Origin of the sequence: Singulisphaera photorubra (genome assembly GCF_045290345.1) — a bacterium.
GTDB lineage: Bacteria > Planctomycetota > Planctomycetia > Isosphaerales > Isosphaeraceae > Singulisphaera.
Map to the genome: position 1 here is coordinate 2,535,344 of NZ_CP155447.1, position 22,740 is coordinate 2,558,083.

24 protein-coding genes and 1 pseudogene are annotated in these 22,740 nt (G+C 60.9%); 18 read left to right on the top strand and 7 right to left on the bottom strand.

Annotated elements, in window-relative coordinates; genetic code table 11:
- Positions 1 to 41 precede the first annotated feature (41 nt).
- From V5E97_RS09655 to V5E97_RS09665, 3 genes are all read right to left on the bottom strand, one after another.
- Complete coding sequence (locus V5E97_RS09655; protein WP_406699113.1) at positions 42 to 218, bottom strand: hypothetical protein; 177 nt, start codon at positions 216 to 218, stop codon at positions 42 to 44.
- Positions 219 to 503: 285 nt separating this feature from the next.
- Positions 504 to 1,649, bottom strand: a complete 1,146-nt coding sequence (locus tag V5E97_RS09660) for a hypothetical protein (protein ID WP_406699114.1) — start codon at positions 1,647 to 1,649, stop codon at positions 504 to 506.
- Positions 1,650 to 1,740: 91 nt separating this feature from the next.
- On the bottom strand, positions 1,741 to 1,929 hold the full coding sequence (locus V5E97_RS09665) for a hypothetical protein (RefSeq protein ID WP_406699115.1): 189 nt from the start codon (positions 1,927 to 1,929) through the stop codon (positions 1,741 to 1,743).
- Positions 1,930 to 2,133: 204 nt separating this feature from the next.
- Here V5E97_RS09665 and V5E97_RS09670 point away from each other — a divergent pair, with 204 nt between their 5' ends.
- The 14 genes from V5E97_RS09670 to V5E97_RS09735 all read left to right on the top strand — a co-directional run bounded on the left by V5E97_RS09670 (position 2,134) and on the right by V5E97_RS09735 (position 16,354).
- On the top strand, positions 2,134 to 2,340 hold the full coding sequence (locus V5E97_RS09670) for a hypothetical protein (protein WP_406699116.1): 207 nt from the start codon (positions 2,134 to 2,136) through the stop codon (positions 2,338 to 2,340).
- A gap of 155 nt (positions 2,341 to 2,495) precedes the next feature.
- The gene (locus V5E97_RS09675) at positions 2,496 to 2,900 is read left to right on the top strand and encodes a hypothetical protein (protein ID WP_406699117.1); all 405 of its coding nucleotides are present in this window, start codon (positions 2,496 to 2,498) and stop codon (positions 2,898 to 2,900) included.
- Entirely contained in the window at positions 2,900 to 4,504 is a 1,605-nt protein-coding gene (locus V5E97_RS09680) for a hypothetical protein (protein ID WP_406699118.1), read from the top strand. Before V5E97_RS09675 ends, V5E97_RS09680 begins: the two co-directional genes overlap by 1 nt.
- A gap of 194 nt (positions 4,505 to 4,698) precedes the next feature.
- Positions 4,699 to 4,848 (top strand): hypothetical protein, encoded by a 150-nt coding sequence (locus tag V5E97_RS09685; RefSeq protein ID WP_406699119.1) that lies wholly within the window; start codon positions 4,699 to 4,701, stop codon positions 4,846 to 4,848.
- A 444-nt stretch (positions 4,849 to 5,292) separates the two neighbouring features.
- Entirely contained in the window at positions 5,293 to 6,276 is a 984-nt protein-coding gene (locus tag V5E97_RS09690; protein ID WP_406699120.1) for a diguanylate cyclase domain-containing protein, read from the top strand.
- Between the two features lie 1,266 nt (positions 6,277 to 7,542).
- The gene (locus V5E97_RS09695; RefSeq protein WP_406699121.1) at positions 7,543 to 7,857 is read left to right on the top strand and encodes a hypothetical protein; all 315 of its coding nucleotides are present in this window, start codon (positions 7,543 to 7,545) and stop codon (positions 7,855 to 7,857) included.
- A 680-nt stretch (positions 7,858 to 8,537) separates the two neighbouring features.
- Positions 8,538 to 8,846: a hypothetical protein gene (locus tag V5E97_RS09700; protein ID WP_406699122.1), complete on the top strand. Its 309-nt coding sequence runs from the start codon at positions 8,538 to 8,540 to the stop codon at positions 8,844 to 8,846.
- 18 nt (positions 8,847 to 8,864) lie between these two features.
- Positions 8,865 to 9,017 carry a hypothetical protein gene (locus tag V5E97_RS09705; protein WP_406699123.1) on the top strand — a complete coding sequence of 51 codons (153 nt, stop codon included), beginning with the start codon at positions 8,865 to 8,867 and terminating at the stop codon, positions 9,015 to 9,017.
- Between the two features lie 367 nt (positions 9,018 to 9,384).
- Positions 9,385 to 9,693 (top strand): hypothetical protein, encoded by a 309-nt coding sequence (locus V5E97_RS09710; RefSeq protein ID WP_406699124.1) that lies wholly within the window; start codon positions 9,385 to 9,387, stop codon positions 9,691 to 9,693.
- A gap of 870 nt (positions 9,694 to 10,563) precedes the next feature.
- A complete protein-coding gene (locus V5E97_RS09715) occupies positions 10,564 to 10,881 on the top strand; it encodes an HAD family hydrolase (protein ID WP_406699125.1) in 318 nt (105 codons plus the stop codon).
- A 192-nt stretch (positions 10,882 to 11,073) separates the two neighbouring features.
- Positions 11,074 to 11,352: a hypothetical protein gene (locus V5E97_RS09720; protein ID WP_406699126.1), complete on the top strand. Its 279-nt coding sequence runs from the start codon at positions 11,074 to 11,076 to the stop codon at positions 11,350 to 11,352.
- Between the two features lie 129 nt (positions 11,353 to 11,481).
- Positions 11,482 to 11,766 carry a hypothetical protein gene (locus tag V5E97_RS09725; protein ID WP_406699127.1) on the top strand — a complete coding sequence of 95 codons (285 nt, stop codon included), beginning with the start codon at positions 11,482 to 11,484 and terminating at the stop codon, positions 11,764 to 11,766.
- Between the two features lie 903 nt (positions 11,767 to 12,669).
- Entirely contained in the window at positions 12,670 to 15,753 is a 3,084-nt protein-coding gene (locus tag V5E97_RS09730; RefSeq protein WP_406699128.1) for a bifunctional diguanylate cyclase/phosphodiesterase, read from the top strand.
- Positions 15,754 to 16,105: 352 nt separating this feature from the next.
- Positions 16,106 to 16,354 carry a hypothetical protein gene (locus V5E97_RS09735; RefSeq protein ID WP_406699129.1) on the top strand — a complete coding sequence of 83 codons (249 nt, stop codon included), beginning with the start codon at positions 16,106 to 16,108 and terminating at the stop codon, positions 16,352 to 16,354.
- On the opposite strand, the gene V5E97_RS09740 is transcribed toward V5E97_RS09735, so the two are convergent.
- Positions 16,335 to 17,363, bottom strand: coding sequence for a hypothetical protein (locus V5E97_RS09740; RefSeq protein WP_406699130.1), 1,029 nt, complete (start codon positions 17,361 to 17,363; stop codon positions 16,335 to 16,337). The genes V5E97_RS09735 and V5E97_RS09740 overlap by 20 nt on opposite strands.
- Before the next feature lie 280 nt (positions 17,364 to 17,643).
- On the opposite strand from V5E97_RS09740, the gene V5E97_RS09745 reads away from it, so the two are divergent.
- The 3 genes from V5E97_RS09745 to V5E97_RS09755 all read left to right on the top strand — a co-directional run bounded on the left by V5E97_RS09745 (position 17,644) and on the right by V5E97_RS09755 (position 19,254).
- A complete protein-coding gene (locus V5E97_RS09745) occupies positions 17,644 to 17,856 on the top strand; it encodes a hypothetical protein (protein ID WP_406699131.1) in 213 nt (70 codons plus the stop codon).
- 77 nt (positions 17,857 to 17,933) lie between these two features.
- Positions 17,934 to 18,938, top strand: a complete 1,005-nt coding sequence (locus V5E97_RS09750; RefSeq protein WP_406699132.1) for a helix-turn-helix domain-containing protein — start codon at positions 17,934 to 17,936, stop codon at positions 18,936 to 18,938.
- Positions 18,922 to 19,254: a transposase gene (locus V5E97_RS09755; RefSeq protein ID WP_406699133.1), complete on the top strand. Its 333-nt coding sequence runs from the start codon at positions 18,922 to 18,924 to the stop codon at positions 19,252 to 19,254. Before V5E97_RS09750 ends, V5E97_RS09755 begins: the two co-directional genes overlap by 17 nt.
- Before the next feature lie 23 nt (positions 19,255 to 19,277).
- On the opposite strand, the gene V5E97_RS09760 is transcribed toward V5E97_RS09755, so the two are convergent.
- Complete coding sequence (locus V5E97_RS09760; protein ID WP_406699134.1) at positions 19,278 to 19,640, bottom strand: hypothetical protein; 363 nt, start codon at positions 19,638 to 19,640, stop codon at positions 19,278 to 19,280.
- Positions 19,641 to 20,860: 1,220 nt separating this feature from the next.
- Here V5E97_RS09760 and V5E97_RS09765 point away from each other — a divergent pair.
- Complete coding sequence (locus tag V5E97_RS09765; protein WP_406699135.1) at positions 20,861 to 21,205, top strand: hypothetical protein; 345 nt, start codon at positions 20,861 to 20,863, stop codon at positions 21,203 to 21,205.
- Positions 21,206 to 21,372: 167 nt separating this feature from the next.
- Here the strand turns inward: V5E97_RS09765 and V5E97_RS09770 are convergent.
- Positions 21,373 to 22,154, bottom strand: a pseudogene (locus V5E97_RS09770) (phosphorothioated DNA-binding restriction endonuclease).
- Between the two features lie 151 nt (positions 22,155 to 22,305).
- Positions 22,306 to 22,542, bottom strand: coding sequence for a hypothetical protein (locus V5E97_RS09775; RefSeq protein WP_406699136.1), 237 nt, complete (start codon positions 22,540 to 22,542; stop codon positions 22,306 to 22,308).
- Positions 22,543 to 22,740 lie beyond the last annotated feature (198 nt).

Sequence of the window (22,740 nt, forward strand, 5' to 3'; positions counted from 1 at the left end):
CGTGAGGAATGGTGGACGACTCTATGGCAATGTGTGCCGACTCAGCCGAAGGCTGTCACTGTAGGTCCTCGGTCGGGAACCTGCCGGACGATGGCTAGCAGGTAGCCGTCTCTCCAAACCGCAAGGTCTTGGCCGCCATAAATCTGCTGGCGGCACGCCTCGGTTAGGTCGCCGATGACCCGGTCGGGTGACCAGGTGGCGTCGTAAGTTGCCAACATCGCGATTCCGTTGGTGATTACGCTAGGACCGGGCCTCTGGCGGGATTCGCGATCGTCAACACGCCAGTCATGGTATTCGGACCCACCAGGCGAATCAGAAGGCTGTGCGGAACTGCTATTGAACTCGTTCACAACGATTGTTCCTCTACAGTCGCGATAGGGTGAAATCCACGGGGCGGCTACGCGCCTGCCCCGGCCTTGTGATGTTTAGGCGGGGTGACCAGCTAAGCTTTCTCTGCTGGTAGAGTGTCACTTTTCCGCGGCCTTCTCGTGCCAGCCGGCAACTTAGGCCCATTGGCCGGAAGAGTTTCGCTCTGGTGCAGGCAACTCCCAGGCGGCGGCATGCGCGGTGAAGTCGCGATCGAGGACGTCGACCCTGGCCCAGACTTGGTTGGGGTGGACTGCATCGACATTCCGCACGATTCGCGCGAGGTCCTCAAGGTGATCGCCCATTAGCTCGTATGCTGCCAGCCCACGGGCACGGAGAACCGCCGCTTCGCTCTCGATCAAGGCGGCCAGCGAGATGCGAGGCTCTTCCTCGGGCTCAACCGGCTCGCAGGCGGTCCAGTAGAAGTTGCTCGTACTGGCTGGCCACTCGGCACGGGCTGGGAACCGCTCACACTCAATCTCGATGGCACCATCGGGATTCGTTGCGTTCAACTCGGCGAGAATCTCAAGCTCTTGCTCGGTCAACTCAGTATCAGCACCAGCAGGCAGGCCAGGAGTAACGATTTCCGTCACGCATGCCACCGGCCGATCCTTGAGCACCGTTCGCAGGGCATCTGTTCGGGCTGCAGATCCAACACGGAACACCTCGGTTATGTCCGCATCGGGGCAGTCCGCCGAGTAGGCCGCACGCGCGGTGTTCTCCGCCCGGTTGAGGCGGAACAGCTCGTCCTGGCTTAGGCCGGCACCGTTGACCTCTGGCAGAACCGAGAAGAGGGGGGCAGCCATGGTTGCGGCGCCCAGGGTTGGCGAGGTGCTGCAAGCCACACACGGGATCTCTTCCGTGGAGGGACGGCAGGCGACTGGCTCAACCATTTTGCCAGCGTCGGCAATATGGTTGCCCTCGACGACCGGAGCGGTCAGCAACGCTCTCTCTTCAGGGGTGGGCCGCAGGAGGTTGGCCGCTTCAAGGAGGCCCATAGCCACAACAGCCCGGCAGTGCTTGCAGCCCGTGAGGGAGAGGCCGCGGTGACGCGCTTCGTAGTCCGGGCAGGTGCACTGTAGAATGCCGTCGGTCCCACGAGCGACGTCATAGATCGCATCGGGGTTGCCGAACTTCTCGAGTCTCCAAGACTTCTCGATTGTCTCGTCTTGGATTTCGGTGATCGGAGCGACGCTGTAGGCCGTGCCGGTGATTTCCAAGCTGAGAGTGACGGCGAAGTGGCGGGGCTTGACTTGGCGACGGACGGGAGCAACAGTTGCCATTGGAATCACTCACCTTCTTGATCGGGGGTTTGGGGGATTCTTCCGAGCCGAGTGGGATTGCCGTTCCGCTCGGCTCATTCCATTTCGAAGCTCAGACGCTGGCCAGCTCTAGCTCGGCCATCCGGAAGTACATCCGGTCAATTTGCTTGTCGACGGCTGCCAGGGCTCGGAGCCGATCCGCATTCGCCTGGAGGCCAGTGATCGCCCACAACTGGTCGCGGATCTCGCTCCGCTCGGCGTTCAACTCGGCAAGCTGGCTTTCAATTCGTTCGCGAGTCATGGTCGGCTCCCGTTTTTTGATTTGCGGGCCGCCGTTCGACCCGACTGGTGAATAGTACCCATTGTCACCCACAGGGTCAATGGGTGATAAAAAATACTTTTCGCTTGCCTGTACGGGTGACAATGACTAGAATTTGGGTGCATTGGGCGTGTACCCTCTTCCCTTGGGTTTGGAGTCTCCACAATGAGCATCGGAGTCGGCTCGATGGCACGCCCGAAGGGTCGCCCCCTGAAGTCCTCAGCAGGCCAAGAGGAACGCGAGACAGTCATTCACATGAAGGGGTCACCTAGCTACGTCGCATGGCTGGACGGCATCCATCGATCGACGCATATCCCTAAGGTCCAGATCGTTCGGCTGGCACTGGCGGAATGGGCAAAGAAGCACAGCCACCCCGAACCTCCAGAGATCTGATCGACTGAAGCGGTGATATGAGCCGACAGCGGTGACTTTCTCCCGCACTTGGGCGATCGGCTACTCTCAACCTACGACGTACGTATGGATACTGAAGGATAAAGGCCGGCTGTTGATTTATTAGAATCGCGATGTTCACCAGGAGGTTTACTTCGATGCCGTTTACGTCGGTAAAATTTCGTCCCGGCCAAACCCTCTCTGCTCGTGTGATGAATGCGATCGCCGAGGAGGTTGGAAGGCTGGGAAGACTCAGTGTCCAGGCTCCTCTGACGCTGCAAGATGGAGCCGGCGGCCGAGCTATCGGTTTTGCCGCCGCCGAACAGTGGATGATCAAACTGACCGAGGCTGGGACGGGGGGGAAATACGGCTGGATTCGCCAGCAAGGAGTCACCGGAGGCACCACAATCGACCACCCGGGAGGAGAGTCTGGGACCATAAGCGATGACCCCGCAGTTGAGACGAACGGATACACCGGCGTCCCAGTAACCGGCAGCCCGGTCTATCCCGCTTGGCGCGATCCGATGAGCGGCGCGTTGCTCTTCACCGCGGGGCCCTGCTAATGGACAAGTTTCCTCAGTTCAAGCCGGGCCAGATGATTGGTTTGCGCGATAGTCAGGGCAGGCTACGGATCAGCGCGGCCTTGGCTCGAGTCTTGAACCGGATCGTTGACGAGGTGCAACGGCTGGGAAAAGTCTCGGTTACTCCTCCATTGGGAATGCGAGATTCCGCCTCTGGGATCAATCTCTCGTGTGACCTACTTCCCACGATCATGGGTAAGCTCACGGGTTCGGGTAACCCGTATGACTTCGTCCAGCAGGTCTACAACAAAGTCACGGGAGTATTCTCGGATCTGCCTGGAGGCCGGACAGGGATCGCCTACGAATCAACGGAAAAAACAGGGCTGAACGGCAAGGTGGTCCAGCTCAAGTACGAACTGAGTTCGGGAGACTGGCGGTTCCATTACGTGGGCGTCGGCGCATGCCTCTGGACAATCCTCGTTCGCAACAGTTGCACCAATGCTCTTCTCTCTAATGCCGTAGTTCAGGTGTTCCAAGACGGCGTCGAAGTCGCAATCTGTTTCACCACAGGCCAGGTCATCACCGTGACCCGAGGGGCCACCGGAGCGAACTACACGAGCGTTCCCACGGTCACCATTTCCGGAAGCGGCTCGGCGGCCAGCGCCGTTGCCAACATGCAGGTCGGTAGCATCGTTCGTACTTCAGGTGGGAGCGGCTACACGGACGGCTCTTACGTTGGCACTTTCTCTGGGGGCGGGGGAAGCGGGGCCACCTTCTCCTTTACCGTTTCAGGAGGGGCTGTCCAAAGTAGCTTTAGTTTGACCACTCAAGGAAGCGGCTACACGTCACCACCAACCCCAAATTTCAGTGCGGCAGGTCCAGGGACTGGCGCGGCAGCCATGGTCAGGCTCAACGTTCGGGCCCTGATCCTCACGGCCGGCGGCAACGGCTACACGTCGGCCACGGTAGGATTCTCTGGCGGAGGCGGGTCTGGAGCCACCGGGAGTGCTACTGTAAGAGCGCAGTGCACCCTGGAGGTTCCTGCCGGCACCTACGATCTTGTCGTCACATCCACCGAGGGTGAAGGCTACGCCACTTACTCCGCGTCAGTGGGTCACTTTTGCGGCCAAACCACGACCGTCTCAATTCTGCCAGACGAAGATCACGCTTGTGGCGGAACCTGCGGATACGGCTGTGCGGTACTGCCTAGGACGGCATATCTCACTTGGTCATACGATGATGGATATGACCGATATGACAGTGGCGGTAACCTTGTCTTCAAGGTCAAGTTTCCTGACGCCACACTCACCTTGGGGCCACAGTGGCCCGCCTTCGGCACTGCCCCGACCTATTGGAGTGAGCCCTTTGACCTCGACGTAGGACCGCCCGCTCCCGGCGAACCCCACCAGCATATCACCGCCCGGTATCTGGTAGCCTGCCTTGGCCCTTATATCACCTGGATCTCTCAGGATGAGCACGGAGTCTGGAGCACGATCAACTTCTACGCTGGAGGCCCAGGCACTTCTACGGCTCCGGGCAACCACACGTGCAATCCCTTCGCCGTCACAGGAGGTCTCGGCGACACAGTGTTTATTGGTGAGCCCGGCCGCCCCACCGCGTCTTCCCGTTGGACCTATTCGGCATGATCCAACTTCACACCGACCACTGCTCCACGTGCCCGGTCGATCCCGGACTCAACTGCTATCGTGATTCCGGGATGTGTGCTCGAGCCGCCCGCCCTGGCGAAGACGGCTTCCGGGCTATGCTCATCAGGCATTCCCTGATTCGCGCAAAGAAAGCCTTCTCTACAGAGAGGCCATCGTGCAAAGAATCACTTGCCATGATCTCCCAAGTGAAGGCCTGCCCTTCCTGGGTGAGTCGCTCGGACTGCGGGTGCGGCATCAACCAGTGCCTGGCCGGCAAAGGAGACGGGGGGTACGTGAACCACCAGGATTGCTTCGAGTGCCTGGAAGCCGACTGCGGCCAGTGACAACCGGTGGCCGGATCGACTCGAGTCGACCAAGGGGGGCAATGCCCTTATAATCGGACCCGCGGATTCCCGAGACCGTCCTCGATCTGGGTCGCGGTGCGGAGCCATCGAGAATGATCGACCGGACAACCAGCGACGTCCAAATCAGCTACGATCTAAATAGCTCCTCACTATTGGGAAAGTCCTACGTTTCAGTCTCTTACGGCAAGTGACGAAATTTCGTCACCCCGCTTCTTTCCCTGTTGCGAGGAGCCATTTAGATGACTCGGCCCCGCGCAACTCTTCCGGCCGGTGGTCAACGAGGTGAGGCTTGAAGGGTTCCTTGCCGCAAGTTTTTCGCAGACTTGGGGCTGCGCCCCCTGGGGGGGCTGTCATTGACCTATGCTTACGATAAGGCGGGTCATGAGAGCCCGCGAATTGAAGCCGCGAGGAGACATCTCGGAGATGAAAACCCACCTCGTAGCCGGGGCCGGGAAGGTCCCGACGGAGCGGGCCAAGCCTACGGACTTCTTTCAGTTGACCCTTGACTCGCTCCTGGCGCACGTCGCCATCCTCAGGGCCAACGGAACCATCATCGCCGTCAACGCGGCGTGGAACAGCTTCGCGACCCGCAACGGACTCGTCGAGAGCATCTGCGGTCCTGGGGCGAACTACCTGGAGGTGTGCGAGCGAGCATCCGGGCCCTGTTCCGAGGAGGCGCACGCCGTCGCACACGGCATCCGGGCCGTCAGCCAGGGCCGGGTCCCGGACTTCCAACTCGAGTACCCCTGCCACTCGACGGTCGAGTACCGGTGGTTTAGCGTCCGGGTGACCCGCTTCGTCATCGACTCCGAAGTCCACGTCGTGGCCACGCACGACAACATCACCGAGAAGAAGCTTACCGAGATCCGACTCCTCGAGGCCAACCGACTCCTCGGGGCGCAGGCGATGACCGACGGGCTGACCGGCGTGGCCAACCGCCGCCACTTCGACCTGACCCTGGCCCGGGAATGGAAACGCCACTCCCGCTCCCGCTCGCCGCTCTCCCTGCTGCTGCTCGATATCGATTATTTCAAGCGATACAACGACTCGTGTGGCCACCTCGCAGGGGACGACTGCCTTAAAGAGATCGCTCGGACGATCCAATCGGCGGCCGGGCGGCCGGGGGACCTCGTGGCTCGCTACGGTGGGGAGGAGTTCGCCGTCATCCTGGCTGAGACGGATCACGCAGGATCGCTCGCCATGGCGAACCTCGTGGTCGAGGGGCTCCGGCTCAAGCGACTGCCGCATCCAGATTCGGGTGCCGGGCCGTTCGTCTCGATGAGCATTGGCTGCTCGACGATATTGCCCCCGCAGAGAGGCCTCGTGAGCGAAATCCTGGTTCGGGCGGACCGGGCCCTCTATCAGGCGAAGGAGGAGGGGCGGGACCGATTCAACCATTTCGGCTAACCGACGCCTCGCGATCGTGCCTTGTCTCCTTGCCATGCGATTCGATCGCTTGGCGATATGGCCATCTCCGCTAAGCCACGGCCTCGCTGGTGCCGAGATGACCGCTACATCCGCCAATACCCATTCTCGCTCTTGCTAAGACGAACATGGCATCCATGATCGGACGTTTCGCACGACGAGCCGAGCTCGTGGACCATCACCGCCCGCCCCACGCATTGATCAGCCAAGTCGTCCCGCGCTCAGGCGGCGCGACGGGGCCGGTGGCCCGGGAAGCAGGACCCAAGGCTTACGAGCATGCCCGAGGTGAACGCAGCGATCGAGAGGCGATTCGCGGCCATCTGCCCGGTCGGTCGTCGCGGGCGATGGGTTGACAGTAGGGCCACTTGATTATGCCCTTGATTGTGCTTTTGATTTCGCGGACGCCTGTTTGAAAAGCCATCGAGAAATCAAAGTTCTCAACCGACCCGACTCCCTGTCTCCTCCCGGTTGATCCGCGTTGTTATTGCGTTGTTCTTCAACGCAAATCCCCTCCCTCGCTTTCTGTCCGGATGTGGGGAATACCCACCCCATTGGCCAACCCCCAAAGTTGAAATTCGGGCGATTCCCGCGTCGGGTAAGCAAGCTAACTCCCGGCTCCGAAACGCGAGGATTTTCATAATCGGGGCGTCTGTGGTGGCCAGCCGAGGTCCAGGACGACGGGGGAGGACTCGGATGGCTATGGCGATCGTCTCACGATCAAGACGACCTGAATCCGGAGGAAGACCCCGGTGGGGAAAACGCAGTCGAGGTGCCTCCATCTGGCCGATGACATTCACGACTTGCTGTGACTGCTGGAGCGTCAGAGGCGAACCACAGTGCGAATGAGCTGCTGGGCAGGGCGCTGCCGCAGTAGGAGCTCAGGAGGCAAATTTAGGGGCGGGGGCCGAGCATGTGTGATGGCCGGTGAGTGGCATTGGATGTGGCCATTTAACAGGACGTAATATAAAATCGCGCTTGTCTTTTTATTTGACGGTTATTTTGCTACAGTGTCGGTGACGATGCCGGAAGGGATGCCGGGCGTCCGGGGGTGGGTACCGGTTCTCGGTCCCTTCTCGGCGCCACTCTCGTCGGCGTGCCGAAGCTGCCGCGCCGGCGAGTGTGACGACACCGTACGACGTGCCTATAGGAAGAGGCACCCTCTTGCGGGCGGCAGCTTCGGCATTGGCCGCCCGCAATCCTCGAACGGCCCTCCGGCGCCCGAAGCAGTCACCGGTGAGGGAGGTTGCAATGGCTACCGAACCCCAGATCCGTGAGACGGCCGCGCGTTGCGTGTCCTGTATGGTCTGCTACGTCAGCAGCGGGAGGATGTCGCAGGTTAAGCGCGTGATGACCGCCGAGCTGAAAGAGACGACACCGTTCGTCTTGGGGTGTGGCGTGAGCGACTCGGAGCTCGACGAATCCATTCTCGGCCCGATCGAGGCTGGATTGGTCGCCCGTTACGGCCCCGCAGAGGGCCTCAAACTCTCCCAGGAGTTCGCCGGGTTCTTCCGCTCCAACGGATTGACCGGATCCAGGCCGGTGCCCGCTCCGCCCCCGGCGTGAATTCTCCAGGAAGATTTCCTGACATCAGGTCACGAAGATGGTCGGGGCAGCCAGGGCGACCGGATCTTATGACGCCCGACCCTAGGCGTGTCTGGAATCATTTCGCGAACTTGCCAAAGAGGACTCCGCGTACGCCCGCTAAGGATAGTGGTGAGATTCGTCGTCGCCCACTGTCTCTCGTTGGCTGAAGTGGATCTGCAAAGCCCCGCCAAGCAATAGACCCCGATCGCGGTCACGGCGCCTCGAGGGCGACCTTCTAGACCACCATTATCGGACGTTCCACGCTGACTCTCGGGTTCCTGGAACGTCTCCGATGCTCACTCCCAGGTCGAGCGGCCCCGGGCGAGGGATTGCGTCGAGCCCGCTTCCCTCCTGCGCCGCCCCACGCCGGGGAACGTTCCGGCTTGACCGAGATCCTTCCTTCGACGCGATGGATTCGTCCGATGCTATGCCTTATGTCTTTGCATGACTATTGAGATTTATGCGTTCTGAGTTTTCATGAATGAAACTTAAAAAAATGTTGCAGTTTTTCGATTCAGACGGCTATGCTCGCAGTTCGAAACCAGGCAACGTGCCTGAAGAGGCAGGTTGGGGGGCGGTCGGGCTGTACGCCGGTCGCACCTCAATCCTCGAGCCACACGCCGGTGATCAAAGAGGGTCACCGACGTGGGAGGGTCGTCATGGCTACCGAACGCCAGGTCCAAGAGACGGTTTCCCAGTGCGTGGCCTGTATGGTCTTCTACTTCAACAGCCGGAAGTCGCGGGGCATCAAGACCGCGATTACTGCCGAGTTTCAGGATGTCGCCCTCCTCGTCACGGGGTGGGGATTGGGTGCCTCGGAGATCGGCGATTCCCTCCTCCGGCCGATCGAGGACGAATTGGTCGTCCGCTACGGCACGGTGGAGGGGCTCAAACTCTCCAATGAATTTGCCGAGGTCTTCAACGGATTGGCCGGGACTGGTCCGGTGCTCACCTTGACCACGGCGTGAATTGGCCGGGAGTCTCTCATGATCTCGGGAAGATGGTCGGGGCCGTGGGACGCCAATCCTCCAGCCCGGCTCGGTCCACGCGACGAGCCGAACTCGTGGAACATCACTCTCTGCCGCGTGCCGATCGGTCACGCCGTCCTGCGATTGGGCGGGCAGTTCGTCAGGCCGTAACAGCCTCGCAACACCGGATCCGGGTGAATCCCAGGCTATGCTCTTTTTGCAGGCAAACTTATTATTTGAAGTTGACGTCACATGGAGGACGGAAGCATGCAGTCGGCGTGATTTTAATCGCAAAACAAAAGCATGGCCGCTGATTACCCGGGTCTGAGACGATACCAGCCTATCAACACGTGTGCGAGTTTTTTTGCATAACATAAAACTAGGGAAAAAGTATTTGCACAGTTCGATTTAATCGGCTAGCTTAAGAAGCTGTATGGTGTAGTCAGAATGAGAAGTTGGGGGGCTGACCTGGAACACCAGCCACTCCTCAAGCCACTCACTGGTGTTCGAAGGGGCACACCAGTACAGGGGGGTCATCATGGCTACCGAACGTCAGGTCCAAGGGGCTGTCGCCGATTTCCTGTCGGGCTTGTTTTTCTACGTTCACAGCGGGAAGACGCCACAGGTGAAGCGAGTGATAACCGACGAGCTTCAAGCCACCGCACATCTCGTTACAGAGTGGGGATTGAGCGACAAGGAACTCGTCGATTCCCTCCTCCGCCCAATCGAAGCCAAAATAATCTCCCGGTTCGGCTACCCGGAGAGTTCCCGGATCTTCGATGAGTTCGCCGATGTCTTCAAGGGGCTGGCCGGGGCCGGTCTGCCATTCTCCTGGGGCCCGGCGTGACTCCGACGGCGAATATTTCGCGGCTTCGCGAAATCAGCTTAAGATCTCTCCGCGACATGAGCTCCTGCGCCGCCGAAGTTGCTTGGCTCGGCGACCCGCATCCTGGAGCCATTTGCCTTGCTTGCTACCTCAGGGGGGGGGCTCGCAGCCGCGCTGGCCTGACTGTTCTCCCGTAGCGTTCGGCTTCTGGCTCGCGGCACGTCTTTGCCTCACGTACCTCCTCGCGTGCCGCCGTTCTGAGAGGCGTCGATTTAATCTCCTAGGCCGCCTTTCGCTCGCGCGAATCGGAGCGGGCCGGTCGTTTGTGTCGCAGTGTTGTCATGCCCTTTCGGGCAGGACTCACCCTTCCCCCCGAGAACACCATGCGAAGAACCCACATAAAACCCCATCCCCTTCGTTCTCCGGCGTCTTCTCCGGCCATCGAATTGTGCATGGTCGGCGAGACGATATGCGAAATCCATTTCTGTACCGAAGCCGAATGGGAACAACTCCCCGCAAACGCTCGCCCTTCATTGGCACAATACTTCCCCAAATTGGGCTGGGTTGGCCCCGTACTCAAGCGGGAAAAATAGCAAAATGCGATTGCAATCAGGAATTAATGATACGTTGGCAGATAGGCCGCGTTCTGCTTAAAGTAAGAACCGTTGCCATCGATCTTGGCAATCCCGAACACCTATTTGGCTTTGACATAAAATTCAGTAATGAAGTCACAAGATGGTCTAGGGGAATCTCATCAGAGGGAAGGATCCCTTAGTAACTATCTCAAAATCCCTCTGAACGCCTTGAAAACAAGGGAAGAAAACGGGTTTTGAGATAGTTTCTTAGCAACACTGCCCCACTTGCGGCGGTAGCCCTAAAGGAGGATCTCAAATGTCCAAGCGATTCAAGGCCACCCTGGGCGGTCGCGCCAAGCTCAAGTCGATCATCGGCCCTCACAAGGTCCCGAAACCGACCCTGCCTGCTATTCAGGTGAATGACAAAGATTGCGAGCGGGGGTGTTGGGCCAATCAGGCTCCTGCTCACTGCCTTCGCAGCCAGGAATTGAGTATGCCGATCGGCCAACGCGAGTATTGCTCGGCCAGGCTGGAGTTTATGCGGGCCATGCAAGAACATAATCAGTCGAACGGCCGTTTGTACCCGACATGGCATGAGGTTCTCGAAGTCTTGAAAAAGATGGGATTCGGATGAGCCGAAAGGGATCGGACTCACCTTTCCGGTTGGCGGCAGGCAAGGTTGAACTGGAGGACGTGCTTGTCCAGCAGCCTCGAAAGCTCATCCGGATCAGGGATAACGCTGAGGAAGCCTGGCGCGGGCGTTCAAGCCCCGCCAGGAATCCCGAGAATAAACCATCGATCGATCACGTTTTATTAGGACGAACACATGGAACACGCGATCAAAATTCGCATCGAATTTGGCCTTACCCACTCGGCCAGAATGTCGCCAGCAAGCGGACCGGACGGCCACAAGGCAACCATCCGGGCCTTACTCGAGATGCTGACGATGGAAGAAGTACCGGCGGGTCTGGCTATCGAGGGCAAGTCCGGCAACGTCACTGCTTACGTAAAACCGACCCGATTCGACATTGGATTCGATCGCCATACACCCGATACGCATCATATCGAAATGATGGGTACGCTTCGCGTAGTGGAATCGCTATAGAATGCCGGACGCCCTCTGCCTTTTGAACCACACGCACACGCCGGGAACCGAGGAAACGGACCGGCATGGGAGATCACGATCGTTACCGAACGCCAGCTCCGAGAAACGGTCACGCGGTGCGTCATTTTCATGGACTTCTACTTCCACACGGGAAGGACGCCGGTCTCAAGGATGAGCATGGTCGCCGAGGCCCAGACTGTGGCCTTTCTCATCTCGCATTGGGGCTTGAGCGCCACGGCCATTGGCGATTGCCTCCTCTGTCCGCTCGCCGTCGAATTGGTCGTTTGGCGTGGTTCCGTGGAGGGTGGCAAGCTCTTCGTCGAGTTCGCCGAGGTGTTCCACGGGGTGACCGGACGGGGGGCCGTGCTCACCCCCGAGTCCAGAGTGACTTCACCGCTGGGGGAGATTTCGTGAGACCACTTCATAGGGGTGTGAGGAGCAATGGAAGCGGTTGTGGGCTCGCTCCAACTCTTCCGGCCCGAGGTCGTCTACATTTGTAACCGCCGGGAGTTCCTCCGGCTCGGGGATGCGGCCGAGGAAGTGTGACGTCGCCCAAGGGAAGAGCCGGGACGGAAGCCCAGGCGTCCCGTCGATGGATCTGACCGGGGCTGGCAGTTGGCTCGCCAGCGGCGAACCACTGTCTGCCGTGGCGAACGAGTTGTCAGAGAGGACGTCCGCTGATGCAGAGTTCGCGAAAAGCCTCGTCGACGAGCGACGGCGTGAGCGATCGTAACGCCTCTTGTCGCTGCGCGACCGCGGACAACAAGTTGTCCGGGCCACCCAAGAAGGCTTCCGAGGCTTCGAGTCCTGTGGGGCAGCCGGGGTTGAGAAGCCCCACTCCCGCCCTCACGATAGCTGTGCGCTGCTCGCAAGTAAACCGCTATAGTGACTGCGTGGTCAGTAATTATAAAAGTCCGAATGGCGGCCGGAGGTCACGCGGTGCGATTGGGCCCGTGGGGTCAACCTATTCGACCGATGCGGGCGAATTTGAACCCGTCTGCTAAATGGCTCCAGTTCAATCGCCGAATGTCGCGCGAACGTACGTGAAACGGATCAGATTCTGCTACACCCCGAAACACGGGAGTTGGCTGAATGTCGCGGAATGCGAGCTGAGTTGTCTGACGAGCCAATGCATAAGCGGACGTCGCATCGGCGAACTGGCCGAACTACAAACGGAGATAGCTGTCTGGTCCGAGAAGACGAACGCCAAACAACGCGGCGTCGATTGGCAATTCCGCATCGAAAACGCCCGCGTGAAGCTGAAACGGCTCTACCCCAAAATTAAGACTTGAAGACGCACTAGTCTCGGAGTCCAGAATGGTCGAAGCCTTGAATTCCCGGGGCGAATCCGCCTGGCATGAGGTCCCGCGTCGGCTTGGTGTTCCGGAAAACACGCTTGAGCCCGCCTTCGACCGACTGGCTCGTCTAGCCGTCGCCGTCTTGGAATCCTCCACGGCTCTGATCTGGCTCGTCGACGGGGACAGACTGTTTATCAAGCGCGACCTCCGGCCGGGAGAGCCCTCGGACTCGGCGAGTCGAATGCAGTCATGCCGCCGCCTCTGCCAGTACATCTTCGACTGCGGGTCGCCTTTGATAGTCAATGATCCCCGAGTCCATCCCCCCGTGGCCGAGATACTCGCCGAGGTCGCATCGGGCGGTGCCTGCCTGGGTGTGCCCCTGATCGACGGTAAAGGACAACGTGTTGGCGTCCTGTGCGTCAATGGCGAGTCACCCAGGTCGTGGGGCCCAGCCGAGGTGGAAATCCTCAAGGACCTGGCTGCTTTTGCCATGACGGAGATCGAGCTCCGGGCTGACGCGATCCGCCGGGCGCAATCGGAGGAGGCCCTGCTCGCCAGCGAGCGGCGTTACAGGCTTCAGGCCGAGAACTCCAACGACATGATCGCGCGGTATGACCCCCACGGCGTCTTCCTCGACGCATCGCCTGCGTGCCACCGCCTGCTGGGATACGAGCCCTCGGAGCTCATAGGCCGGCCAATCTACGACCTGATCCATCCGGAAGACCTGACCGCCGTCGCCGGAGCCGGCGAGGCGCTCATGGCTTCGCCCGAGGTGCAACTCGCCACGTGCCGCCTCCGCCACAAGGACGGTCGATATCTCTGGGTCGAGGGGGCCACCCGTTTCGTTCGCGACCCTCACTCGGGGGCCATCCTCGAAGTCCACGGCGCCTCACGGGACGTGACCGAGCGAGTGCGAGCCGAGGCGGCTCTGCGGCTCAGCGAGGAGCGGTACCACCTGGCGACGCTGGCCACCAACGACGCAATCCGGGACTGGGACCTACGGACTGACGTTGTCTGGTGGAACGAGTCGGTGACCAGGCTGTTCGGGCACAACCTCGACGAGATGGGGCACGAGGCCGCCCGCTGGTACGAATTGCTCCACCCCGACGACCGCGAGCGGGTCGCCGCCAGCGTCCACACGGCGATCGCCGAGGGTGCGGAGACATGGACCACCGAATACCGGTTTCGTCGCAAAGACGGCTCCTTTGCCTCGGTCATCGATCGGGGCGTTATGCAGCGCGACGAACAAGGCGTACCGACGCGAATGATTGGCTCGATGATGGACCTGACCCGAGTCGAGCGGGCCGAGGCGGCGCTACTGGAGAACCGCGAGCGTCTCGTGGCCGCCTTGCATGCATCGGGGGCCGGTACCTTCCGGTGGGACGTCCGTACCGGCTCCGTGAAATGGGACGAACAACTGGATCGACTCTTCGGCCTTCCCGCGGGACGGACCGTCCGTTCGAGGGACGAGTTCATCGAGCTGATCCACCCCGAAGACCGAGCGGCGATTGTCCGACTTTGCGAACTCTCCGTCTCGGAGGGACTTGACTTCACCATGGAGTTCCGCGTCGTCTGGCCCGACGGCAGCATTCACTGGCTAGACGACCGCGGCAAGATCGTCCCCGACGAGGAAGGCAAGCCGCTGTATATGACCGGCGCCTGCGTCGACATCACCGAGCGTAAAAGAGCTGACGAACATCTGGCCCACCAGGCCTCGCACGACGCCCTGACCGCTCTGCCCAACCGGACCATGCTCCTGGCACATTTGGAGCGGTGTATCGCCTCGACCTGCGAGGGGGAGACTCCATTCGCGCTGCTCGTCTTGGACTTGGACCGGTTCAAGGAGATCAACGACACATTCGGCCACCATTACGGCGACGCCATCCTGCGCCAGCTGAGCCCCCTGCTGCTGGGTTCCGTCCGGGCTTACGATATGGTCGCACGACTGGGAGGCGACGAGTTCGGGATCCTCCTGCCCGGTACGGATGAGCTTCAGGCGATCGAGGTGGCCGACCGGATCCTGGCCGGCCTGGTGCCGCCCATCGTTCTGGACGGGCAGTCGTTCGATGTCGGGGTGAGCATCGGCATCGCCCTCCACCCCGAGCACGGACTGGATGCCGTGACGCTCCTGAAGCACGCCGACGTCGCCATGTACTCGGCGAAGCGAGCGAGGGCTGGCCGGGCGATCTATACGCGCGGACGGGACGAGCACACCCCGAGGCGCCTGAGGCTCGTCGGGGAATTGCGGCGAGCGATCGACGGTGGTCAGCTCCGGCTCTACTACCAGCCGACCGTCGACCTCAGGAGTATGATGCCGGTCGGCGCCGAGGCACTGGTCCGCTGGCAGCATCCGCGAGATGGCCTGCTCGGGCCTGACGAGTTCGTCCCGATCGCCGAGGAGACCGGCCTGATCCGCCCACTTGGCCTGTGGGCGTTGCGGGAGGCGTTGTACCAACGCCGCGCCTGGAGAGGCAAGGCATCGGATCTGCGGGTCTCCGTGAACCTCTCACCTGAGAATCTTCAGGATGACCAGTTGGGCGACACGATCGATCGGCTGCTGGACGAATTCGAGGTCCCGTCACGCCGGCTGACCGTCGAGGTGACCGAGGGCGCGATGATGGCCGACCCGGCCCGTGCGAAGGCGGTCCTGGCCCGACTGCATCGCGCGGGCGTGCTCATTTCGATCGACGACTTCGGGACCGGGTACTCGTCGCTGGCCTACCTCAAGGACATGCCCGCCGACGAGGTGAAGGTGGACCGGACTTTCGTGCGGGATATGGCCGTCAACAAGCGGGACGCCTGCATTGTGCGATCGGTGATCGAACTGGGGCATAACCTCGGCTTGCGAGTCGTGGCCGAGGGGGTGGAAGACAGGGTGACCCTAGACCTGCTGGCGTCGTGGGGATGCGACCTGGCTCAGGGGTTCTTCCTCGGCCATCCGCTGCCTGCGGGGGAGTTGCCGGCCTGGCTGGCCGTATGGGAAGAGCGGCACATCGAATCGATTGGGGGGTGTCGCCCCTTTGGGAGCGAGGGAGTCCTTCTGTCCACAGGGCATCACCTTAACCTCCAAGGAACTTCTATCGCAAAGCCAGTCGCATCGTAAGTGTAATTCTCAGCCATCGACCAGCTGATTCTCGAATCGGTACCATCTCCTCTCAGACCTCGAGCCCCCAAGGAAGTTGCGGAATTCGCCATCGATCCCGCCACGCGCCCTGCTTCCGCTCGCGACGGTGCAGCCCGAATTGGGGTACCTCACTTACCCGCCCGGCTGGCCGCTGCTGCCTGGACGACGACTCCCCCTGCCACACCGACCTCGGCACGAGGAGCAGGCAATGGGAGCTGAATCTGGACCGGATGCGCATCCCCACGCTCGCGACCGCCCTTCTGAAGGTCCTCGCCAGTCGGGGTGGGCGGATCACCCTGGCCATCCGCGACTTGGGATACGAACCTCTCAAATGTCTACACCTTCGCCACTTTGCGGGTGTTGGGGGCTTCTCACGGCCGGCAGGAAAACGGCCCGAGGCCGGGGAGACCTCTCTCTGGCGATCCGCCCCCTGGTCCTGGGGCTGGGGCCCCCGAATACGTCGGAGCACCAGTTAGTCGCGGTGGTCTGCGCCCTGACCGCCCAACTATGGCGAGACGGGAGGACCCACGTCGTGGGCGACCTCGCTGAGGGGATGGTCATCATCCCCGAATTGCTGTAGCGGGCCCTTCGGCCGCCAATGGCACCGGGACTCGCCGATCGAGATCTGAAGTTGGCTCACCGTCTCCTCCCTCGGTGACGTAGGGCACTTCTCCGGCTGACTTGGGTTCCACCCTTTCGCCTCTTGTCCCCGATTTTCGCTCCAACTGGTCGCCCGCAGCGACGGGAGGGTTGAAGTCCGCGGGGCGATCGATGCCCGCGGCTTCACCTCGTTCGCCGGCCGAGCCGAAGCGCCTTCCGGGAAAGGCGGCCCGAGACCGTGGTCGATTGTAGTGCAAGCATCTCCCATAGAAGCTGTCGATGACTTGGCCCGCCTCCGGGCGATGGAACGCGATTACCTCGATGATTTCCTCCCAGCAGAGGCAACGGACCTCGACCCGCCGCCAGGTCGGTTCGAACCAGTCGCGGAACCAGGCGTCGCGCTCCCCCGCATAATTCTCGACTCGTCGGCGGGCCTTGCGGCGGATGGCATCGTGCGCGGCATACCAGGCGAAAACGCCGTCATCGACCCGGGCCTGGGGGGCGAGGATCAGCAGGGCGAGATCGTCCATCGATTCCGCCTGGCGCCCGGCGCGGCGGAGAACCTCGGCGATGCAGGCTACGCTGCGAGCCGCCTGGTCGAAGTAGGGCGCGTTCTTCACACCCGTGGAGAGGCGGGCGAAGAGCCTGGCCTCAATGACGACGATTTGGATCGCATCGGGCTGGAGCGTGAGGCCCGCCGTGCCTGGGTCGCCGATGGAGAAGTGCCCGAGAACGCCGTCTGCATGCGATCGCGCCTCGGCCAGCCGATCGCCGCGGTAGCGCGGGAGGAAGGCCGAGGGGAGCCAGGGCTCGGAGAACCAGCGGGCGCCGGGTCGTGGCGAGAGCGGATAGCGATCACCGCCGTGGTGTTCGAACCAGTCGAGGACGATGCGCAGCAGCCAGCCCTCGTTGAACAGGACGGACGGTGGAAAAACCGGGTGCCCGGTCTCGCATGCTTCGAGCATGCCCTTGATGCTCTCCGTGATCATCGGCTTGCTCCGTCCGGCTCTCCGTCACCCACATCCAATTCCTACGCCACGAATCTCGAGCGGGCACAGTCCGACACGATCTCCACCAGCCTGGAGATGCCCGGGCCGATCATGGCCTGCTGAGACGAAAGACAGGGGGCTCTCGATCCGTCGACTCGACCGTCCCTAATTTGGCATTCTAACAGCGCTGGCAGGCGAGCATTAGCTGCGCTTCTGTCGATCCCCGGGGCCCAGTGACCGACGTGCGCCAGTTCTCGATCATTTTACTGACGCCAGTAAAATGATCGCCATCGGCAGCGGCGCACATCGCCAAGTCGACGACTTCGAGTTGTTCCGCTACGCCTGCTCTCTCGTCGCCATGAACGGCGGCCCTCGCAAGCCGAAGATGACCCGGGATGCGGAAGTGGCGGCCGCGCCGTTGCCGATTACCGTCGACGCGGTTAGGAGCCTCGTGAACCTGCACTCACAATCGCGGCATGCCCTAGTGCTGTAAGACGGAACTGGGCTTTCTTGAAGCCGGGAATTTGCGTATCTCTCCCAGTCCTCGCTGGTGAGGCAAGGAGGATACTGATGCCAGGGACAGCCGCAAAGGTCAGGGTGAGCGAGAGGCAGTGGGCGATCTTGCAGGAGCTCAGTCGGTCGCGCACCGTGGCCAAGGGGATTGGGCAGCGGGCGTTGATCTTGGTACGCGGCGTCCAGGGGCTGCTCAACGACCAGATCGCGTTGGAGGTCGAGCTGAACCGGCAGCAGGTCGGTGTCTGGCGACGGCGGTGGCATGAGGCTTGGGATTCGCTGTGTGTTTGGGAATGCACCGAGCCGCACCGGCTCCGCGAAGCCATCCTCGCCGTGTTGGCCGACGCGCCGCGGTCGGGATCTCCAGGGAAAGTGACCGCAGAGCAGGTCGCGCAGATCTTGGCCGTGGCGTGCGAGTCGCCGAAATTGTCGGGCCGTCCGATCGCTCGTTGGACGCACCGAGAACTGCGCGACGAGGTGGTCAAACGCAAGATCGTGGACAGCCTTTCCGTCGCTCAGGTGGGCCGCTATTTGAAGCAGTCGGCGCTTCAGCCGCATCGCTCGAAGATGTGGCTCAACACAACGGAGAAGAATCCCGAGACCTTCGAACGCGAGGCCGCCACGGTCTGCCAGACGTATCTCGACGCCCCACGCAAGGCGGCGGCGGACGGCGTTCACACGGTGAGCGTGGACGAGGCGACGTCGCTCCAAGCTCTCGAACGCAATGCCCCGGACAAGCCCGTTCAACCCGGCAGCGTGGCCAAACAGGAGTTCGAGTACACACGTCATGGCACCACCACGTTGACCGCCGGCCTCGACGTTGTGACCGGCCAGATCCTTTCCCCCACACTGGAGGCGACCCGTACCGAAGCGGAGTTCGTCGATCACATTGCGCGAACCGTGAACCAAGATTCCACCGGTGAGTGGATTTTCATTGCTGACAATCTGAACACCCATGCCTCGGAAAGCCTGGTCCGATGGGTCGCGAAACAGTGCGGCGACGACGATCCTCTGGGAAAAAAACGTTCGCGGGATTCTCGAGTCCATGAAATCGCGACGTGAGTTTCTCACGGACGTTAACCACCGGATCCGCTTCGTCTACCTTCCCAAACACAGTTCGTGGCTCAACCAGATCGAGATTTTCTTCGGCATCCTCCACCGAAAAAGCCTGCGGGGCGCAACCTTCACTTCGGTGCCCGAACTCGAGTCCCAAATTCGTGAGTTCATCTCTTATTACAACAAGACCATGGCCCATCCCTTCAACTGGACCTACACCGGCAAACCCCTCCCGAAGAAACGTCGCCTCCATTTCGTTCCACCTCATCACCGCATCAAACTACGCAATTCACGCAATCCAGTGAGCTATGTGCCCTCATAAAATGTTCATTCCGCGTTGTGGCACTAGTCACCGTCCTTGTTGAGGATCAGCACTGCGTTATCGTTGAACAAATCCTTCGCTATCGGCGATGTGGTCGCGACCTCCAAGGGAACGACCCATTCAACGAGGGCGTGTTCGGTGGCATAGAGCGAGTAAATAAAGTAGCGACCACCTGGTACGTTCTCGAACTGGTACTTCCCATCAATGTTCGAGATTGCCTTCGCCGCGCTAACTTTTGGGACCAGGACAGTCCAGAGGTCATCTTGGGTGATCGCCCTGAATTTGCCGTTGTTGGATCGGGTCGATTCGTCCCCGATGGCGGCTTGCCTTGCGAGGGTGTAGAAGTAAGCCATGTCGATCTTGTCGGTCGAAGGTTGTCGCCCCATCTCCGCGAAGTGGTCTGCGAGCCTGGTAAAGCTGCTGAGTGGCTGTCCTGCGTCTTCTTTGCTTGCTCCCTTGTGATGAACTCGAACGCCTCGATTGGCCGCGATAATTCGTCGCGAGGCATTTTGAGATTGATCAGATAAACGTTCAATCCTCGGATTATGTCGGACTTGCCCAGCTTATTTACGATCCAGGCGCCACCGGTTACGTCAGCGGAAACCTTCGCGTACCGTTCCGCTTCTTCCTTATCTCGTGCGAATGCCGCCTGGACTCTCTCGGCTTCTTCGGCTTTCTCTTTCGCCTCGGCTTGGAGCCGTTCTCGTTCCTTCTGCTCTCGTTCGAGTTGGGCGGTTACGATGGGTTCGAGTTTCAGCCGGTGCGCTTTCGCTTCTTCAATCGCCGCGCGAACAGTCTCGTCTGTCAAATCCTTTGGCTTGAACAGACTTATGGCCTGACCATACTTGTCATACGCTGCTTTAATTTTTCCGGCCAAGCGATCGCTGTTGGCGTTCGTGTTTATCGCTATGATCTGCTCCCTGTGGACGCGACCCGTACGCTGGATGGCCAGATAGACAAAGAAGGCCAGCAACACTACAGCGGGGACCGTTGCCCCTACGATGAACACAGGGTCTTTCCAGAACGGCCGCGAAGGAGGCTCGGCTGGGAGCTGGGCTGCCAAATCGATCCCCAAGTCCATCCGGTTCGCCTGATTGCTTACTCTCGGCGGAATCGGGATCTCAATTGATTCGCCGCACTTGGGACATTTCGCCGACTTGCCGGCCGCCTCGTCCTTGGCTCTGAGCAGCTTCCCGCATCGACATGTGACGTCGATCATGATCACATCCTAGAAACGAAAACGCTCCGCCCGGGCCTTAACATCCGGTCGGAGCGCTGAGAATCAGGGATGAATCCCTGGTTCGGATTGTGTCGCGGTTAAGGCTCGCGATTGATCGAGCCTACCGCGGGGAAGGAGGCCGGACAAGTGAGGCAGTCAGCTCCGCAGACCAAGTGTGGTCAGGAGGCACCATTCATTCCCCGGATCGCTGTCCCTGATCGGCGTGACCGTTGCAGATTACTCCGCACAAGGTAAACGATGCCCCTGATTCGATCTTGCGACGGCCCGGCACGGAGCGGTACACTCACCCTCACATGGCTTGGCGAGGTATGGCTTGGGCTCCTATGGAGCATGTGGTAATTTGACCCTCCAGCCAAGGTGCCTGCCATGATTCAGACGAAGACGGTTTGCGGTGCGTGTCCCACATTCTTCCGCGCGACTTGTCAAGATGCCTCACGCGACAACCGGGACGGTTATCTCTGGGCCGGCTACAAGCTGACAGCGGCCGCCGCGGGCCTCCTCTACGAAGACTTCGATGAGGAGACCTTCGTCGGCAAGGTCGAGGCCATGCAGGACGCGATCATGCGGCGGGACGATGCGACGGTCATCGCCTGGTTCGTCCGGGAACTCCCGCGGTGCATGTCCCTCGTCCCTGCGCGTCGACGGGACCAGTTCCTCGTCGGCGTCTATCGATACGCCATCGAAGAGGAGAATGACGTCACCGTGGTCTAACCTCGACCTCGATAATTATGGTGACGTCAACGAAATGATCCCGCCGACCCTGGAGTAACCACCCGGGGTCGTTTATGTTATCTACGATGCCTGGCTTCCCCCTTGAACACCTCGCGGCCGTGCCAGTCGAGATGCTTTGGCTGCGGCCGCCAGTCGGGATGCTGGGCTTATTGAATCGGCTTACCGTGATGAGCCATAAGGGATTCTTGGAAACCCGTCGTACCGTTCGCCTGGTCGGAGACGAGTAGCACGCCCTCCCGGACGGTAAAGGCCCCAAGATCGAAGGTCTTGTGATGCAGGACGCAGAGGGCGAGGCCGTTATCTTCGGTCTCCGGACCGCCCGCTTGGTGCCATCGAATGTGGGCAGCATCCAATGCGATGGACACCGAGCCGAGCCGCACGTCGAAGCCGCAGACGGCGCAGCGGTACTCATAAGCCTTGAGCACACGCGGGCGGAAGGTCGGGTCGCGTTTCCGACGCGTGGCGTTCGTCTCCAGTGTCAGGCCGACCGCGTTCAGGATGTCCGGGTGGAGCGACTTGGGGAAGTGACGCTCGAGAATCCGGCTGGCGAGAGCGGGGTCCGATGAGAGGGCGGCCTGTACGTCAGGGGAGAACTCGGCTCGCACGTCGTGCGACCGCAGCTCGCCGATGCGAGGGATATCGTCGCCGGTCTTCAGGGTGAGACCGGGTGGAGCGTGGATGGTCCAGACGCCGTCACGCTGAAGCCGCCAGAACGGCTGCTCGGGGTGGTCCGACTTCCGCGGCGGCCCGAACTCGCGCAGCAGGGTGACAGGTCGGGCTCGACCTCGCGGAACGAGACGTCCTTCTGACCGGCCTGCCACCGGCCGAGGGCGTAGAGGACGAGGAGGGGCTTGTGCGGGGCGCGTTGGTCGCCCTGCTTCCAGTTGCTCAGGTCGTCGAAGGGGGGGAGGATGGCACCAGGGGCCATGCACGCTTCCAGAGTGACGGTCGTTTTATTGTGGCCGGCTGCTGAGAAAGTTCGGTCGATGATGCTGCCCGTCAAATGTCGGACGCGACCTTAGGGACCTTTTCCCTCGAGCATTCCATCTGAGCCAACTGAGTGAGCCAAGGTATTAGTTCTATATTGTCAGGAACCGTACAACCTCGTCGCCGGGGATGCTTCCCCTTTTACGCAGCAGCGCGGCCAGCGCGTCGATTGCGTTCTCGTATTTAGCAACCAGTTCTGCAGCCTCGTCCTCGGCACGTTTCAGGAACGCCTTGATCCGCTCCATATTGCGGTCAAGATCCTCGCCCTTCATGACCATCCGCCCATTTTCGATGACCGGCGTGATCATAGCGGCTAATGCGTAACGCATGGCGCGCCCGCCGTCGGATGCCTCGTGGTTCTGTTCCAGCGCGGCCTTGGGGTTGACCTTTTTCTACGCCTGAAACCCGGCGTAAAGCGTGACGAGGACGCCGTCATCGGCATCCTCCCCCCGCCCGAACAGCAATTCCGGCTCGGGCAGGCCCAGATCGACTTCGGCCTTTCCCATCTGGCCCCCGTGCAGGGTACG